The sequence below is a fragment of the Endoryza foliicola genome, from assembly GCF_050589245.1.
GTDB classification, from domain to species: domain Bacteria; phylum Bacteroidota; class Bacteroidia; order Chitinophagales; family Chitinophagaceae; genus Endoryza; species Endoryza foliicola.
Genome location: NZ_JBOBEW010000012.1, coordinates 14,010 through 29,952, shown reverse-complemented (window position 1 = coordinate 29,952; position 15,943 = coordinate 14,010). Strand labels below are relative to the sequence as shown.

The 15,943-nt window shown below is 39.0% G+C and carries 19 protein-coding genes and 1 riboswitch; of the genes, 16 read left to right on the top strand and 3 right to left on the bottom strand.

Going from position 1 to position 15,943, the window contains the following annotated elements; genetic code table 11:
* Positions 1 to 147: 147 nt before the first annotated feature.
* Positions 148 to 1,128: an AraC family transcriptional regulator gene (locus ACQ2HE_RS19465; protein ID WP_430901565.1), complete on the bottom strand. Its 981-nt coding sequence runs from the start codon at positions 1,126 to 1,128 to the stop codon at positions 148 to 150.
* Here ACQ2HE_RS19465 and ACQ2HE_RS19460 point away from each other — a divergent pair.
* Positions 1,112 to 2,092 carry a phosphotransferase enzyme family protein gene (locus ACQ2HE_RS19460; RefSeq protein WP_430901567.1) on the top strand — a complete coding sequence of 327 codons (981 nt, stop codon included), beginning with the start codon at positions 1,112 to 1,114 and terminating at the stop codon, positions 2,090 to 2,092. The genes ACQ2HE_RS19465 and ACQ2HE_RS19460 overlap by 17 nt on opposite strands.
* 204 nt (positions 2,093 to 2,296) lie before the next feature.
* Here the strand turns inward: ACQ2HE_RS19460 and ACQ2HE_RS19455 are convergent, their stop codons facing one another.
* Entirely contained in the window at positions 2,297 to 2,422 is a 126-nt protein-coding gene (locus tag ACQ2HE_RS19455; protein WP_430901569.1) for a hypothetical protein, read from the bottom strand.
* 109 nt (positions 2,423 to 2,531) lie between these two features.
* Between ACQ2HE_RS19455 and ACQ2HE_RS19450 the strand changes: the two genes are divergently transcribed.
* The 15 genes from ACQ2HE_RS19450 (at position 2,532) to ACQ2HE_RS19380 (ending at position 15,079) form a co-directional block, all read left to right on the top strand.
* Entirely contained in the window at positions 2,532 to 3,701 is a 1,170-nt protein-coding gene (locus ACQ2HE_RS19450) for a hypothetical protein (RefSeq protein ID WP_430901571.1), read from the top strand.
* The gene (locus ACQ2HE_RS19445; protein ID WP_430901573.1) at positions 3,698 to 4,282 is read left to right on the top strand and encodes a DNA N-6-adenine-methyltransferase; all 585 of its coding nucleotides are present in this window, start codon (positions 3,698 to 3,700) and stop codon (positions 4,280 to 4,282) included. The genes ACQ2HE_RS19450 and ACQ2HE_RS19445 overlap by 4 nt, the downstream gene beginning before the upstream one ends.
* Positions 4,266 to 4,445: a hypothetical protein gene (locus ACQ2HE_RS19440; protein WP_430901575.1), complete on the top strand. Its 180-nt coding sequence runs from the start codon at positions 4,266 to 4,268 to the stop codon at positions 4,443 to 4,445. Before ACQ2HE_RS19445 ends, ACQ2HE_RS19440 begins: the two co-directional genes overlap by 17 nt.
* 107 nt (positions 4,446 to 4,552) lie before the next feature.
* Entirely contained in the window at positions 4,553 to 4,978 is a 426-nt protein-coding gene (locus ACQ2HE_RS19435) for a DUF6326 family protein (protein ID WP_430901577.1), read from the top strand.
* A gap of 15 nt (positions 4,979 to 4,993) precedes the next feature.
* The gene (locus tag ACQ2HE_RS19430) at positions 4,994 to 5,695 is read left to right on the top strand and encodes a DUF4386 domain-containing protein (RefSeq protein WP_430901579.1); all 702 of its coding nucleotides are present in this window, start codon (positions 4,994 to 4,996) and stop codon (positions 5,693 to 5,695) included.
* 229 nt (positions 5,696 to 5,924) lie between these two features.
* Positions 5,925 to 6,827 carry a DUF6985 domain-containing protein gene (locus ACQ2HE_RS19425; protein WP_430901581.1) on the top strand — a complete coding sequence of 301 codons (903 nt, stop codon included), beginning with the start codon at positions 5,925 to 5,927 and terminating at the stop codon, positions 6,825 to 6,827.
* Positions 6,828 to 7,089: 262 nt separating this feature from the next.
* Positions 7,090 to 7,539, top strand: coding sequence for a cupin domain-containing protein (locus ACQ2HE_RS19420; RefSeq protein WP_430901583.1), 450 nt, complete (start codon positions 7,090 to 7,092; stop codon positions 7,537 to 7,539).
* A 299-nt stretch (positions 7,540 to 7,838) separates the two neighbouring features.
* Positions 7,839 to 8,231: a VOC family protein gene (locus tag ACQ2HE_RS19415; protein WP_430901585.1), complete on the top strand. Its 393-nt coding sequence runs from the start codon at positions 7,839 to 7,841 to the stop codon at positions 8,229 to 8,231.
* 324 nt (positions 8,232 to 8,555) lie between these two features.
* Positions 8,556 to 8,957: a hypothetical protein gene (locus ACQ2HE_RS19410; RefSeq protein WP_430901586.1), complete on the top strand. Its 402-nt coding sequence runs from the start codon at positions 8,556 to 8,558 to the stop codon at positions 8,955 to 8,957.
* 279 nt (positions 8,958 to 9,236) lie between these two features.
* Positions 9,237 to 10,028 carry a PIG-L family deacetylase gene (locus tag ACQ2HE_RS19405; protein ID WP_430901588.1) on the top strand — a complete coding sequence of 264 codons (792 nt, stop codon included), beginning with the start codon at positions 9,237 to 9,239 and terminating at the stop codon, positions 10,026 to 10,028.
* Between the two features lie 639 nt (positions 10,029 to 10,667).
* On the top strand, positions 10,668 to 10,949 hold the full coding sequence (locus ACQ2HE_RS19400; RefSeq protein ID WP_430901590.1) for a type II toxin-antitoxin system RelE/ParE family toxin: 282 nt from the start codon (positions 10,668 to 10,670) through the stop codon (positions 10,947 to 10,949).
* A gap of 11 nt (positions 10,950 to 10,960) precedes the next feature.
* Positions 10,961 to 11,260: a HigA family addiction module antitoxin gene (locus ACQ2HE_RS19395; RefSeq protein ID WP_430901592.1), complete on the top strand. Its 300-nt coding sequence runs from the start codon at positions 10,961 to 10,963 to the stop codon at positions 11,258 to 11,260.
* Positions 11,261 to 11,585: 325 nt separating this feature from the next.
* Positions 11,586 to 11,767: riboswitch (cobalamin riboswitch) on the top strand.
* Positions 11,768 to 11,912: 145 nt separating this feature from the next.
* Positions 11,913 to 12,356, top strand: a complete 444-nt coding sequence (gene dut / locus ACQ2HE_RS19390; protein WP_430901594.1) for a dUTP diphosphatase — start codon at positions 11,913 to 11,915, stop codon at positions 12,354 to 12,356.
* A gap of 26 nt (positions 12,357 to 12,382) precedes the next feature.
* Positions 12,383 to 13,357, top strand: a complete 975-nt coding sequence (locus ACQ2HE_RS19385; RefSeq protein WP_430901596.1) for a ribonucleotide-diphosphate reductase subunit beta — start codon at positions 12,383 to 12,385, stop codon at positions 13,355 to 13,357.
* A gap of 30 nt (positions 13,358 to 13,387) precedes the next feature.
* A complete protein-coding gene (locus ACQ2HE_RS19380; RefSeq protein ID WP_430901598.1) occupies positions 13,388 to 15,079 on the top strand; it encodes a ribonucleoside-diphosphate reductase subunit alpha in 1,692 nt (563 codons plus the stop codon).
* Positions 15,080 to 15,175: 96 nt separating this feature from the next.
* On the opposite strand, the gene ACQ2HE_RS19375 is transcribed toward ACQ2HE_RS19380, so the two are convergent.
* Positions 15,176 to 15,913 (bottom strand): energy transducer TonB, encoded by a 738-nt coding sequence (locus ACQ2HE_RS19375; protein WP_430901600.1) that lies wholly within the window; start codon positions 15,911 to 15,913, stop codon positions 15,176 to 15,178.
* Positions 15,914 to 15,943 lie beyond the last annotated feature (30 nt).

Genomic DNA, 15,943 nt, shown 5'->3' with positions numbered 1-15,943 from the left:
ACTATTATAAAAAGTTAGGGGGTAATCCATAAAGATTACCCCACTAAACAGGCTGGCATAAGCCGCCTAAAGCGTAAAAATAAATAATAAAAATCAATTGGTTTTTAACACAGAATCTCAGCGGTGAACCAATAAGCACGAACTCCTTTAATGCCCCGACATCCCCAACACCTTCAACTTCCGAAAATCTTCTTCTGAAATACCGGGTGTGGTACCACTAAACTCTTTAAAATCTTTAATGAAATGCATTTGATCGAAATAGCCCGTAGCATGTGCAATATTCGTCCAATTCAAATTCGGATTTTGTTCTTTCAATTCCCATGCATGCGCAAAACGCACCATACGCGCATAGTACTTTGGAGTAAATCCGATCCGATCTTTGAAAATACGCTCAAATTGTCGCGTGCTCAAGCAAGCTTGTTTTGCCAAGGCATCAATGGAAACCGCACCTTTCTGTTCAACCAAATATTGCAAGCTCGAATCGATGGGTAATTCCGATCTCACCTTTCTTAGTTGTTCCATAAAAAACAAGTCTATAAACCATTTCATAGTATCAAAAGAATCGGCATTTCGAATTCGCTCTGTCAACAAGTGAATCTCACTACCAAATAGATCATCGGCATTGAAGGCTTCTGTTTGCAGCAACTTAGTCATGGGTATACCGAGCACGCGGTGAAGTGCGCCGGGTTGAAAACCAACTTTGATAACCAAATGATTCACTCCCAACTTTACATTTAATCGCTCTATATGAGGTCCTACTACAATAGCAGACGAGAGTTTGATTTTTTTGTCGCTCAGAAAATAATGTGCATCAACGGGGTCATAGGGGTAGAAGAAGAGTCGTTGTTCCGGATGCTGCGGCATGGGTAAAACCGGCAGTGGATGCTGGCTATCAAACACACCTTGAACAATCATCACATTGTTGATGATGCCTTTTAGAGCGGGGTGTGGAGAATAGAATTTCTGGAACATACGGTCAATTGAAGGTAATACAAATACCCTAAAACTGAAATTGATTTCATAAATCAAAGGCAAATGGGGAAAGTGGCGCATCTTTTGCAAAGGAGTAGGGAGAGTGGGTTGAACCGATAAAACACTCGTATCTTCACGCATGCGCAGTCCTATCATTTCAGTTATTGATTCCCGTGATGTTTCAGAAATTGTAAGAAACCAGTTTGGCTTGAACGAACAGCCCTTGGTGACACTCTTAAAAACGGGCATCAATCATACTTACAAGGTAAGTTTTGGAGGAAAGGATTATGTCTTCCGATTGTACACCCATAACTGGAGAACGCGTGAAGAAATTCACGCCGAGTTAGAATTGGTAGCTGAGCTCAATGAAAAAGGCTGTTCGGTTTCGGTACCTGTGGCCACATCAAAAGGACATTATTTAATGGTAGTAGACGCGGCTGAGGGCACTCGTTTTGCGGTGCTGTTTACCTATGCAAGGGGACAAAAAATGATCCAGTATGCCAATGAGCAGCATTTTGAAATAGGCAAGCTCATGGGAAGCATCCATGCCATCACCATCAACAAAGCAATTCCAAGAGCACAGTACAATTATGCATTGATGTACACCAATGGTATGCGGGAAATTGGTAGATTCTTAGGCAAAGAATCGGCTGCTTGGAAACTCATTGAAGGGGCCGGTGAAAAACTAAAACTCGTATTTGAGCAAGCGGAGAAAAACGAATGGAGAACTGGAGTAGTGCATTTAGATATTTGGTTCGACAATTTAAACATCGACGAATCGGGTCGCATCACCCTCTTCGATTTCGATTTCTGCGGAAACGGACCATTGGCGCTCGACATGGCCTATTACATCATGCAAGTGCATCGTTTGAACACCGATGAATCGATACGTAAAGAACAGATAAATTCGTTTATAAACGGTTATCGTTCGGTTACTACGCTTCCCCAAACTGAACTCGACGAACTCACGGCCTTGATTCCTGCTATTTATATCTTCTATCTTGGCGTACAATGCTACCGCTTTGAAACCTGGACCGCCGCCTTTCTGAACGAAGTGTATTTGGAGCGATATGTGGACAGTTTTGTGAAGCAGTGGGTGGTAGAGAGTGGTAAGTTTTGAGTAGTGAGTTTTTGGCTTTAGGAATTGCGCTTCGGGAAATCAATGACTTGGGCAATAGGTATAATAAGTACATTGAAAATGGTTTGACACTGTTTTGGTGAAGAGTTCATCTATCAATAAGATACAAATCATTATTTTATTCTAGATTGCAATCAATAAATGGACTTACACCTATATTTTCAACCCAGTATGGGCGCATGACCTTTATATAAATCCACCAATTGTTTGAACTGATTGGTGGATTGTACTGATAAACAATGTTGTTTGTATATCATTAATCATATAGGTATCAACCCCATAGTTATATACCAATTTCATTGGAAGCTTCATATATTTACGTGTTGTAGGCAATTCTATGACGACACAACCGAGCGACAGTAACCCGACAAAAAACGAACAGACAAACAATAAAAAACGTAAATTTGAGCAATAGAAAATCATGGCATACGAATCAGTAGATAAACTGCAAAAAGTATTAGCAGAAGAAGTTTTTAATCACACGAAAGACCCTAAAAAGGCATCAGGTAGAGCATTGGGGACACTTGTGGAAATCATTACCTATTATCTTTTAAAGACTTGGGGACTAAATAATCAAATCTCAATTGAGCGTGGACTTGCTGAATATGGCAATCCTGACATAACTCACAATGTTGAATATTCATTACATCCTATTGTTCGGAGTTCTTTCGTTACAGTTGACAAATCTGAAAAATCAATTACATCAAACATAATTTTAAAAGCTCTTACGGCAAGCGGTTTTGACCTGACAGGTTTTGAACGAAAAAACAATCAACTATTAAGCAATAACATACTTCGTAACGCTTGCACAATCGCAACGTCTGACAATTCATTTCTTCTTTGTAGCATCAAATCAGACCTCGGAGAAAAACTTGAATTACACATTTATGAGCAAAACAAGAAGCCTTACGCAATGTTCGAGTGTAAGCGAGTTGGAGTTGAAGAAGGAATGACAAAAGGTCCGCAGACCATTGAAAAAGCAAAGCAAGGTGCTTATGTAGCACGGACAGCATCATCCTTACAAAAAATTCGTTCTGAAAGCGGAGAAATGCAAGGCATCATTTATAAAAGTGACGGTTCTTATATCATCAAACCGTATGTAAATCTGATGGAAGAAGTAATTTTCTCTTCTGACAAAGAGTTATTGAGAAAATTCATTTTGACAATCGGAGTTGTAAGTAATCACGGAAATTGGATTAAAAAGACAGCAGACGGAGATTTGAGTTTTAGCGAAGAGAACTTTCAAAAGGAACTCATGGTATTGGCTCAATCTTACGATTGGCTACTTTTCTTGACTGACAAAGGGCTTTCCGATTTCATTGACAAACTTTTACTTCATCCAATTCCAGAACTTCAATTTTTAAGAGATACATTCCTATCAAGTTATACCGAAGGCAAGAAGAAAAATCAGTTTACCAAAGTTCAAATGAACATTGAAGCTGATAGAATATTGCTGAAATATTTTAACGACAACCTTGCAACAGTTGAAAGTTGGTTCAATATAATCTCACCAAGTCAAAAGAGTCTTACAATACTGAAAGACGAATTGGAAGAACTGAAAAATAAGAATTGGCAAAACATACTAATATGAGTGCAGGAAGAAACATAAATACACTAAGTCAAAGTTGGGGAACACCCCATAAATACGTTAATGCTGTCAAAGAAGTATTTGGCGGACATATTGATTTAGACCCATGTTCAAACGAGTATTCAGTAGTAAATGCTCAAACTGAGTATCGTTTACCTAAGCAAGACGGATTAAAAGAAAGTTGGAATTATCCGACCATTTACGTTAATCCACCTTATGGGATTGACAAAGAACGTGGGACAACAATAAAAAATTGGCTTGCTAAATGTGCTTATGCAAACGAAGAATACAACTCGGAAGTTTTAGCACTTATTCCTATTGCTGCAAATACAGCCCATTGGAAAAAATATGTTTTTACCAAAGCTAAGTCCATCTGTTTTTTATATGACACAAGACTACGTTTTTTAGAGAATGGACAAGACACAGGCAAAGGAGCACCAATGGCTTGTGCTATGATTTATTGGGGTAACAATCAAAGTAAATTTTACGAAGTTTTTATTGAGCATGGTGCAGTTGTGGACATATCAAATCTGATTGGAGAAAGAATTGGAGCGGACAGAAAAAAGTATGAACTATTCCACTGACGACAGAAAAGAAGAACTGCCTACAACAGCGGTTTGGCGTAATGGCGGGTTCAGTGCTTCGTATGACAGTTTTGGGGTAGGTTCAAGTGCAGTGCTTCGATTGAACTTTTGTGCTAAAAATCCGCCACTACGCCAAGCCGCCAAACGTTGGTGGCAAGCTTAACAGCAGACTACAAATTCTTTATTTCTCTGTAACTTTTTATAAAACTCAATCGTTTCACCAGTGCGACACCTCAGACAAATTATTAACTTAATATCTTAAACGCAATTATGAATTCAAGTGGTACAACTTCAAGTGATTTAGAAGAAGTGAAAATAAACGTCAAAATCAAGCTTTCGGCTTTATGGGCATCGGTGACATTTTTTTATATCTATGGCGACTATTTTGAACTCTATGTACCTAACAAAGTGCAAGGGATAATCAACGGTAACAGTATGCTTGATAATCCAGTAAAACTGTTTGCAGCTTCCGCATTATTGGCAGTTCCAGCTCTAATGGTTTGCTTGTCTGTTATATTGAAAACAAAAATAAATAGGAGCTTGAACTTAATCGCAGGCGTTTTATTTACTGCAATTATGCTTTTGATTGCGGTTACATCAATTTCAGAATGGAGAGCCTTCTATGTTTTTTACGCAATTGTTGAAAGCATACTTACTTCAATAATTATATGGTATGCATGGAAATGGAGAAACTAAATCACCAATTTAATCATGGCAACAGAAATTTCAAACAAAAAATTAGCCAGAATTGCAGGGCTTTTGTATTTAGGGGTTGTAGTAACAGGCATTTTCACTTTAATGTATGTACCCTTTAAGCTTTTCAATGCAGACAATGCTTCTTTAATATTTCAAAATATTACCTCTTCCCAAACGCTTTTACGGTTAGGAATCGTTGGTGGACTTTTATGCTATACTTTTTTTCTTTTCTTGCCACTTGTGCTGTACAAATTATTGAAAACCGTAAATGAAAATTATGCAAAACTTATGGTGCTTTTAGCAGTATTGAGTGTTCCAGTATTTTTCTTGAATGTTCAAAACTTATTTTCAATTCTTTCGCTTATCATAAGTGGACAAAGTAAATTAGGTTTATCAAAAGACCAAATCCAATTAGCGGTAATGCAACATCTTGACCAGTATGACAATGGCCTGCGGATTGTTCACATATTTTCAGGACTTTGGTTATTCCCGTTCGGTTATTTAGTTTTTAAATCAGGGTTTCTTCCCAAACTTTTAGGAGTATTATTAATGCTAGGCTGTTTTGGGTATTTAATAAATTTCATAGGAAACACACTTATTCATGATTACTCAAAAACTGGAATATCATCATACATAAGTCTGCCTGCAAGCTTTGGAGAAATTGGAACTTGTTTGTGGCTTTTAGTTATAGGTGTAAAAGATAAAAAACAAACCTGACGACAAATGCCAGCCACCAACAAAAGTATTTGCAAAAGCAGGGCTAGACATTGTAACATCACCTATGTGCAAGCATCAGCAACGGTTCGGGCTCGACGTTCAATAATCAACTTTAGTTCTTATCTTCAACAATATATTTTCAAATGGGTCTCGCCTTGGGCGAGATGCCGGGCTGGACAATCAATGAATTCCCTGCATTCGCAAATACTCGAACGTTAGCCACAATATTATGACAGACTTTAAATTCAACGGAGATTGGGAAACAGTCCTAAGTCTTGACAAACTAACATTACTTCAGAATGACAAGTTTTTTGAATATTCAAAAGATTTAAAGGAGAAGTTACAACAAGGATTTGCAGAGTTAAGAATTTTTGACAGTCTTGACAATAACCCAGACCCTTCAAATGAACAATTAGAAGCCATAAGGTTTATCCAGACAAATGAAGAACTCCTCTTACAAAAAATATTTGGATACGTTAAAGATGTTATTTATCCTTTCCAGAAGACACTGATTGATGACGAAGAGTGCAACTTCCCGAAACTTGATTCTCAAGCAGACTTAGAAAATGTTCTCGGCTTAATTTCAATAGACATTTTAAACTATAGTAATCAGTCAATTGCTTATTTTGCAATAAACTTTAAAGCAACTTGGGACAATGAACACGGTGCTCATATATTATTTCACAAAGACAGAATACTTGACACAGGAGAGTCTTGGGGTTTTGATATAAAAAAGGTATGTGAAGATTGTGGTTCAGACTACGAACAAAGCGTTTATGAATTTAATCATTGGGATGACAATATTTCAGAATTTATTATCCCTAACCCTAAGTACGGAAAACTAAAGCCTAACCAAATACGGTCTAATGAAACTCTTCCGTATAGACTTATTAAAAATAATTTTGAGGAAAAATTCTACAACTATGTTATAGATGGTTCAATAGAAGTAGACTATAATAAACACGGACATTCACTTTTTTCGGCGGCATTACAAGCAGAAAATTTAAATGTTCTCAATTTTCTTATTAAAAGGGAAATTAAGAATTTTAATAACGTTGAATATGTGTTAAGAAATGTAAAGAGTGACGACATTAAAAGAGTTGCAGAAAAATATTATGAAGCGAACAAATAAAAACTGTTGCTAACAGGCTGTTTGGCAATATGGCGGGGCGACGAATATATGCTCAACTTTTTGTTCGCTATTTAGCTTTGGTCTCGGCAGACGAATAACGCTAGGCAACAGAATAAACAATGAGCTTTTGTATCTTTAATCAGCATTGGTTTCGGGCTGCCCGGACACAGAATTCCGCCACATCGCCAATGCTTCAACGTTAACGGCTATTTTAAACGACATTTCTGTTTTTTACAATGACAATTAAAACTCAACTATCAGTATGACAAGATTAATTTCGTTTGTAGCAATCTGCTATTTAATCACTTCTTGTAATCAAAATCCAAAATCAACAAAGGATAAAGATCTCCTTAACTCTGACACTTCAAAATATTTAAAATCAGCAAAGACTGACACGACCAAATTAGAGATTGACGCGATAAAATCTTCTCCAGACAATTTCAAATTACTTTTAGAAAATGAATATGTTCGTGTGATTGAGTACTCCCTAAAACCGGGACAAAAGGACATTCCACACACTCATCCTGCAAAATCGTCCTATGTTGTTTCGGGTGGCAAACTTAAAGTATATCTAGATAATGGGCAGACAATTATTGCAGACGAAGAAACAGGTACCGCATCTTGGAGAGATTATGTTGGTAAACATTTCGTCGAAAATATTGGTAGCACTACAGTAACAATCATACTGACAGAAATTAAGTCGTTGAAGTAAACTAGGCAAATTAGAGCAAGTTCTTTTGTACATTATCAAACACAACAGCTGCTAAAAGGCCTTATAATAGTAAGGCTAGCCAATGCAAAATCAGATAAGTGTAGGTATTAGTTCGCGCTCAATATTCAGCTATAGTCCGTAACTTCAAAAAGATTTTTCAAACGAGTCTTACCTACTGCGAGATAACAGGTAGAACAATCAATGATTTCCCTGCTTTCGCAACTATTTGAACCTTGTGTGCAAGTTGATTGAATCCCAATTAACCCGACCTATATACAAACGATAATCATTTTGATGATATGACACTGCAAACCATCAGTCCAATTTTATGGACCAAAGATCTAAAGGCAACTGTTTCGTTTTACGAAAATATTTTGGGCTTTAAAAGCCAAAGTAATTTCCCAAACTTCGTTTCGTTGAACAGAGACGGAGTCACAATAATGTTTGTAGTTCCTCTAGATGAGCCTGCCGACTGTAACGATGAAAATGATAAAGTAAACTTTTTTACAAAGCCAACCTTAACCGGCAGCATCTTTATCACAATGAAGCAAGTTGATACGTTTTGGGATAGTGTGAAAGACAAAGCAACTATCAAAGCCCCCCTTGCCGACAGAGAATATTTGATGCGTGACTTTTCAATACTTGATAATAATGGATACGAATTGGTCTTTGCTCAAGACATAAGCAAATAACGCATAAAAAATAGGATTCACACAATATAGGATCTACTGCCATGTTGGTTTAAACCCAATATTTAAATGCCGATTCTCTATCAACTGCAGATTTACCAAACGGTCTCCTGTTTCCGTCCTGAAAAAACCCTAAACATTTGGTCTATTGTTTTACAACATTTCAATACTTTTAGCCTATGTCAATACTTCAAAATTTTAAAAATACTTATCACTCAGTTGAGAAAAGGCGCACAAACCGACCTTATGACGCAATTTGACCCCGTATTTGACGTAATTGGCCATTTCAGTCTATTACCCTATTTATAGTTTTGTAGAAAAATTAAAATGGAACACTATTCTCTACCTACCGACCTTAATTTAATCGGCTTTGAAGTAAAAACATTTCCTAATGGAATTGGAGATAGTTTCGATATTCTGTACAATACATTTGGTCAGGAGCGGTCTTACTATGGTATTAGTTGGTTTGATGAAAACGAAACGATCAAATACTATGCAATGACAACTGAGCTTCCCGCCGATAATCAGTTAGCTGAAAACTACCAAAAACTGGAAATACAAAAAGGCAACTACCGCACCATTACTGTGTTCAACTGGCTAAGCAAAACGAATTCGATAAAAGATGTTTTTCATGAACTATTGAAAGATGCTAGACCAAACCAAAACAGTCCTTGCATAGAATGGTATAAGTCGGATACAGAAATGGTTTGCATGGTTAAAGTAGATTAATAAATAAGAGAACTTTCGATTTTCGAAAAAACCTGGGTATGGCTTGCTAAAGGAAGAACTATAAATAAATGTGACACTAGTAACTTATATCGGGGCTAACCGAATTCAATATGGCTTTTAGTTCTTACCTTCAATACCAGTATATAATCACGAAACCATGACCGTAAGAGGTCGGCTTCAGTTCCTGAGCACACAAATCAATAATTTCAGCTCTCAGGCACGCTTACTCATTAGGCGCAATACTTGGTCGAAACTTTCATACTTTAAACTAGTAACATCATGACTTCCAACTTAACAAAACTCTTATTCGTCCTGATATTGCTACCAATTATTTCGTCATTCAATTTGCGTAAAGACAAAGCTCAAAAAACGGTTTTGGTTGTTTTTGCTCATCCCGACGATGAAATGTCTATTAGTGAAGTGCTTTTCCAGTTTGGTAGAAAAGGATACAAAGTTGTTCTTATCAGTGCTACTGATGGAAAATATTACACAAGAGATCCGAAATTATCGGAGGGCGACTCTTTGGCCGGCATTCGGAGAGAAGAATCCAGATGCAGTAGCGATAAGTTGGGTATTGATCATCCGATCTTTTTTGGAATAGACAGACTGGACACTAAAAACGGTGTTAGAAACTATTTCAACAATCACAAACAATTGAGAGATTCATTAACACAACGAATCCCATCCATAAATCCAGACTTTATCATAACCTTCGGACCAGACGGAGATACCCATCATGCCGAGCATCTCGTAGTGGGTGGTGCCGTTACTGAAGTTCTATTGCAGCATGACTGGGTTCAAAAATATCCGCTTTATTACATTGCATGGACAAAAGATAATGCTCCCGAAGAAGCAGGACTAGGAATCATGGACCCTAAATACATCAATGTTGAAATAAGATATTCGCAAGAAGAAGAATTAGCAGGACTGGAAGCCAATAAGTGCTTTAAGAGCCAATTCACAAAAGAAGACTTTGAAGAAGATCGCAAGGTTAAGTTAAGCGATACAACAAACAGAGCCTATTTCCGGAGGTTTGCAGTAACCTTAGGCAAAAAAACAAGTTTTGACTAATTGCTGAATTTACGAAAATGCAACTCATTGTTTGGTTGCCAAAGTCAAACAGTTGAGATGAGTATCACAGAATATCAAGGGTAAATTAAAGAGCTAACGTGTTGTGCTATTGAAATAAAGGGTCTCAAACATTACATGACATTCTAGTTAATGTGTGTTGACGCGATATGAAAGTTTAATTTTCTCACCAAGCGATTCCTCCAACCGATATTTTGAGTGGGCCCCCCAGGGTCCACGAAAAATATCGAGCATTATATAATCAATTGCTATGTCATTCCGAACGAGCGAAACTGCGAAGCAGATGAGCGAGAGAGGAACCTCAAAACGGGTTGTCAGAGAAGAGTCACTTTTGATGCAGTTTTTGAGTGATTTAGTTTTTGAGTTTGTGGCCATACACAGCGCTTCGGCTTAAAATACGAGATATGCTAATGGCGTAATGGTAGGCGAGAAAATCTTCTCAATGCAATAACTTAAAAACTAAATAACCTAAAACTTATAACTCAGATTTTATTCTAGCGCAGCTTCGCTTCTTTACAATTGGATACTCGCTTTAAAGCTCGCTCCCAGAGTTTCCTCTCTGCACTTTTTTGCTTTTCAAAAAAATGCTTACTTTTGACGTTACTAACGCAATACGTTATTATGATAGTTTCATTTGGAAATACCGATACAGAGAAGATTTGGCAAGGTGTTAGGGTAAAAAAGATTCCGAATGACATACAACAAACAGGAAGAAGGAAGTTGAGAATGATCAATAACTCCATCAACTTGAACGATTTGCGCATACCACCAGCGAACAGGCTGGAGAAGTTATCCGGTAAATTCAAGGCTTTTTACAGTATCCGGATTAATGATCAATGGAGGATTATTTTCAAGTGGAACTCGGGTAATGCGTTTGAAGTAGAAATTCTTGATTATCATTAAATAAATTGATTATGGCACAGCTGCAAAATATACATCCTGGTGAAATACTTCTTGAGGAGTTTCTCCAACCCTTGGGCATTTCTGCTTATCGGCTTTCCAAAGACCTTGACATTCCTCAAACCCGCATTTCGGAGATTTTGAAGGGTAATCGTCGTATTACTGCAGATACCGCGCTACGCTTATCTAAATATTTCGGTAATTCCGCAAAATTCTGGCTCGGCCTGCAAGACGACTATGACCTGGAGGAGGAACGTAAAGAGAAGGGGGCTAGCTTGGATGCCATAAGAACGTATGATTTTAAAGCCGCATAAGCAATCGAAATAATCAAAGCAAGTTTAAAAACGATTGAAAACGGAAAATGCCAACCCCCTCAGCAACCGCTTTGCGCTCTCCCCGTCCTTCGCGGTGAACCAAAAGTCTTCACCACCAAGCAGTTACACCAGTACAGGTTTGCCTCAAAATTGAGCCCATTCTTTCCCTAAATCTTCAACAAAAAAAATCGACCAATCATATAAACATTATTATACATGTTTTGATTTTTTCTACAAAATCCACTGCCATCGCATTGTTGCAAATTTCCCATCTATTTTTCAACACCCCGTGAATAACAACTTCCCCTCCAAATCCATTCTGTTCCTACTTTTACCGTGATATGGTTTCCGCATTTGCGGGATTAAAAGGGAACCTGGTGTAAATCCCGGACTATCCCCGTAGCTGTATTCTCCCCAAACCTTGTTTTTCTTCAGCCACTGTGTAAAAACGGGAAGGCGTAAAACAACGGAGTGAGTCAGAAGACCTGCCGTATCAAACCTTTGTGTAGCAATGCTTTCGGAGGAAAAGTGTGGTACTGATAGTCGCGGAAACCCCATCTGTGCAACTTTTCAGCCCCCTAACAATCCCTGAACCAATCCAAAACCCTAAGAAAAAATCATTTATCAGTAGTAGTAAAACTGACTGAACATCATGCAAACAATTAAAATAGCAACGATAAATCGCTCCGAGAACCCACTTCCGGAATACGCCACTACCGGCTCTTCAGGAATGGACCTTCGCGCGAACCTAACAGAACCGGTGAGCATCAAGCCGCTAGAGCGAATCTTGATTCCAACCGGACTCTTCCTCGAAATCCCACAAGGTTTCGAAGCACAGATCCGACCCAGAAGCGGTTTCGCCTTCAAACAAGGCATTACCGTGCTGAATTCACCAGGCACGATCGACGCCGATTACAGAGGCGAATTGAAAGTGCTCTTGGTAAACTTGTCGAACGAGGCTGTTACCGTAAACAACGGTGATCGCATCGCTCAAATGGTATTTCAAAAAGTAGAATCCGTACAATTGATTGTTGCAGAAGCACTCACCGACACCGATAGAGGCGCCGGCGGCTTCGGTCACACAGGAAAACAATAAGCACTAACCACTCAACTATACATCGCATGGGATTATTTGACAAACGAATCAACTATAAGCCTTTTGAGTATCCTGAAGTACTCAAATTCACAGAGGCTATCAACAAATCTTTCTGGGTACACTCAGAAGTAGATTTCACTGCAGATACACAAGACTTTCATTCGCACCTCAACCACGCAGAAAAAACAGCGATCAAAAACAGCTTGCTTACCATCGCGCAAATTGAAGTGTCGGTAAAAAGTTTCTGGGGTAATTTGTACCACCACTTTCCAAAACCTGAATTGAACGGCCTCGGAACCACATTCGCTGAATGTGAATTCCGCCACTCAGAAGCTTACTCAAGATTGTTGGAAGTATTGGGGTATAACGACGAGTTCGAAAAACTCATCGAAGTGCCTGTAGTAAAAGAGCGCTTGAAATTCTTATCAAAAGCCCTGAGCAAAGTAAACTCTTCGAACGAAAAAGAATACGTTACTTCTTTGATCCTCTTCACGATCCTCATCGAAAACGTATCGTTGTTCAGTCAATTCGCAGTGGTACTTTCTTTCACTCGCTTCAAAGGTTTGATGAAGAACGTGAGCAATATCATTGCTTGGACTTCAGTTGACGAACAATTGCACGCTAACGCCGGTATCTACCTCATCAATAAATTGAGAGAAGAATATCCTGATCTGATCGATCAAAACCTCATCAATGAAACGGTACAACTTGTAACCGACTTCATTGAAATTGAAGGCATGATTATTGATTGGATCTTCCAAGAAGGAGAAATCAATTCTATCAACAAAGCTGATTTGTTGAACTTCATCAAATTCAGAGTAGACGAGAGTTTGGTGAAAATCGGTTTCCCTGAACAATTCTTCATCAGCGGCAGTCAGTATGCGCCAATGAAATGGTTTGAAGAAGAAGTGTTCGCCAACAGCTTGGATGATTTCTTCGCAAAACGTCCGGTTGATTATACCAAACACGACAAGAGCATCACCGCTAACGACCTATTTTAATTAGTACACCCATTCAATTCAAGCATAGACATGGTAGATATTGCAACGCCGCCACTTATCCAAGAAGCACCTCGTGCTGAAAAACTCTGGTGGAAAAACGAAGAAAGTGAGCAAATGCTCAACCGCGGGTACCTGCTGAAAGGTGAAACCCTCGATGGTGCCATTGAAAGAATTTGTAAAGCAGCAGCACAACGCTTGTACAAACCTGAACTAACCGATGCCTTCCGCGAAATGATTGAACGCGGTTGGATGAGTTTGAGCTCTCCTATTTGGGCCAATATGGGTACCGAAAGAGGATTGCCCATTTCATGTTTTAACGTAGACATGCCCGATAATATCGAAGGCATTACACATAAACTGGGCGAAGTGATCATGCAAACCAAAATTGGCGGAGGTACTTCCGGTTATTTTGGTGGATTGAGAGGTCGCGGTAGCGCCGTTACCGACAACGGTAAAAGCAGTGGAGCCGTTAGCTTCATGCGTTTGTTCGACACCGCTATGGATACCATCTCTCAAGGTGGCGTGCGTCGCGGAGCATTCGCTGCTTACTTAGACATCGACCATCCGGATATCGAAGAATTCTTGAAGATCAAGAGCATTGGTCACCCCATTCAAAACCTTTTCTACGCTGTTTGTATCCCCGACTATTGGATGCAAGACATGATTGATGGTGATGCAGCAAAAAGAGAGATCTGGGCGAAAGTATTGGAAAGCCGTCAACAGAAAGGCTTGCCTTACTTGTTCTTCACCGACAACGTTAACAAAGAAAAACCGCAAGTATACAAAGACCTCAACTACACCATCAACGCAAGTAATTTATGTAGTGAGATCATGCTTCCATCTAATTTCGATGAAAGCTTTATTTGCTGCTTATCGTCTATGAACTTGGAATTATACGACGAGTGGAAAGATACCGATGCTGTTCGCTTGGCCATCTTCTTCCTCGACGCTGTTCTTCAAGAGTTCATTGCAAAAACAGAAGGAAATCATTACTTAGCCGCTGCCAATCGTTTCGCGAAAAGACACCGCGCCTTAGGCTTGGGTGTGTTGGGTTGGCATTCCTATCTTCAAAAGAACATGATTCCGTTTGAAGGTTTGAGAGCTAAACAATTGACCTCACTTATTTTCCGTGATATCCGCGACAAGGCCGACAAAGCAACGGTTGACCTCGCTCGTATTTACGGTGAACCTGAAGTGTTGAAAGGATACGGTCGTCGCAATACCACCACCATGGCCATTGCTCCTACTACATCTTCATCTGCTATTTTAGGTCAGACATCTCCCGGTATTGAGCCTTTCAGCAGCAACTACTACAAAGCAGGTTTGGCTAAAGGAAATTTCATGAGACAAAACAAATACCTCAAGAAATTATTGGAAGAAAAAGGATTGGATACGGAAGACGTATGGAGAGGCATTATGTTGAATCACGGAAGTGTTCAACACATGACTGAATTGACTAAAGAAGAGAAAGACGTATTCAAGACTTTCAAAGAGATCAGTCAATTGGAGATCATCCAACAAGCTGCGATCCGTCAGAAATTTGTAGATCAAGGCCAGAGCTTGAATTTGAACATCCCGCCAAACTTACCGGTAAGAGATGTAAACAAGTTGATCATTGAAGCTTGGCAATTGGGCATCAAATCGCTCTACTACCAAAGAAGTCAAAGTGTTTCAAAAGAGCTTGTGACGAATTTGGTGACCTGTGTGAGCTGCGAAGCGTAAAAGAGAAACCAATTAGAATACAAAAGGGCAACAATTTTCTTGTTGCCCTTTTTTTATGATAGAAAATTTGAGATAGAGACTTTCATTCTAACCTACTTAATCAGCCATGCGAAATACAATCGGCAATACGAAGTACATTTTCACAATGTTTCCATCCATAATAGCTGGAGTCCATTTCGGCATTTTTTTCACGAGTTCAATGGCTGCTTTCGCAAGAATAGGATCTATATTATTGATTACAGTTGGTTCTTCAATAGCGCCCTCCTTATTAACAATGAATTGAACTCTCGCGGTTCCTTGCAAGCCCAGGCGTCTCGCTTCAACGGGGTAGTCAAACTTTCGAACAATGAACTTCCTCAAACTATCTACACCACCCGGAAAACTGGCTGCCTTTTCATATTCAAACCAAGCAGTATCGGCACCCGTAGAACTGAAACATTGCCCGTTCACCATCTTGCCCTTTTCATAAACATCTTTGCGCTTAACTACTCCAGACTCCCAAAATGTAGAGAGTAGGCCATTCAATTGACCGTCACTATAATTTTTCTCTTCTATTAATCTACCATCTATATATCGTTTGGCGGTTCCGTTCAACACTTTCTTAGGGGTGTAGGGATAATAGTTGTATTCGCCTGTAACTGATCCCTTCATATCGTGGTACACCGATTTTACCCGTTGGGTATCTTGGGGGTCTTTGTAATTAATAATAAAGCTAAACGCAGAATCTTTAACGGAAACAACCGTTCCTGTTTTATTGACCCAAATAGTGTCTTGTGCGTTGGCAATAAAACAGCTTGCTAACAATAAAGTGCTAATAAAAAGAAATGATTTCATGGTAAGAACAAATATCAGAATGAAAAAGCA

Bases quoted from the DNA above. Each gene is read 5' to 3' on its own strand.
- ACQ2HE_RS19460 (WP_430901567.1), top strand. From the start codon at position 1,112: ATGCGCAGTCCTATCATTTCAGTTATTGATTCCCGTGATGTTTCAGAA.
- ACQ2HE_RS19465 (WP_430901565.1), bottom strand. From the start codon at position 1,128: ATGATAGGACTGCGCATGCGTGAAGATACGAGTGTTTTATCGGTTCAA.
- ACQ2HE_RS19455 (WP_430901569.1), bottom strand. From the start codon at position 2,422: ATGAAGCTTCCAATGAAATTGGTATATAACTATGGGGTTGATACCTAT.
- ACQ2HE_RS19450 (WP_430901571.1), top strand. From the start codon at position 2,532: ATGGCATACGAATCAGTAGATAAACTGCAAAAAGTATTAGCAGAAGAA.
- ACQ2HE_RS19445 (WP_430901573.1), top strand. From the start codon at position 3,698: ATGAGTGCAGGAAGAAACATAAATACACTAAGTCAAAGTTGGGGAACA.
- ACQ2HE_RS19440 (WP_430901575.1), top strand. From the start codon at position 4,266: ATGAACTATTCCACTGACGACAGAAAAGAAGAACTGCCTACAACAGCG.
- ACQ2HE_RS19435 (WP_430901577.1), top strand. From the start codon at position 4,553: ATGAATTCAAGTGGTACAACTTCAAGTGATTTAGAAGAAGTGAAAATA.
- ACQ2HE_RS19430 (WP_430901579.1), top strand. From the start codon at position 4,994: ATGGCAACAGAAATTTCAAACAAAAAATTAGCCAGAATTGCAGGGCTT.
- ACQ2HE_RS19425 (WP_430901581.1), top strand. From the start codon at position 5,925: ATGACAGACTTTAAATTCAACGGAGATTGGGAAACAGTCCTAAGTCTT.
- ACQ2HE_RS19420 (WP_430901583.1), top strand. From the start codon at position 7,090: ATGACAAGATTAATTTCGTTTGTAGCAATCTGCTATTTAATCACTTCT.
- ACQ2HE_RS19415 (WP_430901585.1), top strand. From the start codon at position 7,839: ATGACACTGCAAACCATCAGTCCAATTTTATGGACCAAAGATCTAAAG.
- ACQ2HE_RS19410 (WP_430901586.1), top strand. From the start codon at position 8,556: ATGGAACACTATTCTCTACCTACCGACCTTAATTTAATCGGCTTTGAA.
- ACQ2HE_RS19405 (WP_430901588.1), top strand. From the start codon at position 9,237: ATGACTTCCAACTTAACAAAACTCTTATTCGTCCTGATATTGCTACCA.
- ACQ2HE_RS19400 (WP_430901590.1), top strand. From the start codon at position 10,668: ATGATAGTTTCATTTGGAAATACCGATACAGAGAAGATTTGGCAAGGT.
- ACQ2HE_RS19395 (WP_430901592.1), top strand. From the start codon at position 10,961: ATGGCACAGCTGCAAAATATACATCCTGGTGAAATACTTCTTGAGGAG.
- dut (WP_430901594.1), top strand. From the start codon at position 11,913: ATGCAAACAATTAAAATAGCAACGATAAATCGCTCCGAGAACCCACTT.
- ACQ2HE_RS19385 (WP_430901596.1), top strand. From the start codon at position 12,383: ATGGGATTATTTGACAAACGAATCAACTATAAGCCTTTTGAGTATCCT.
- ACQ2HE_RS19380 (WP_430901598.1), top strand. From the start codon at position 13,388: ATGGTAGATATTGCAACGCCGCCACTTATCCAAGAAGCACCTCGTGCT.
- ACQ2HE_RS19375 (WP_430901600.1), bottom strand. From the start codon at position 15,913: ATGAAATCATTTCTTTTTATTAGCACTTTATTGTTAGCAAGCTGTTTT.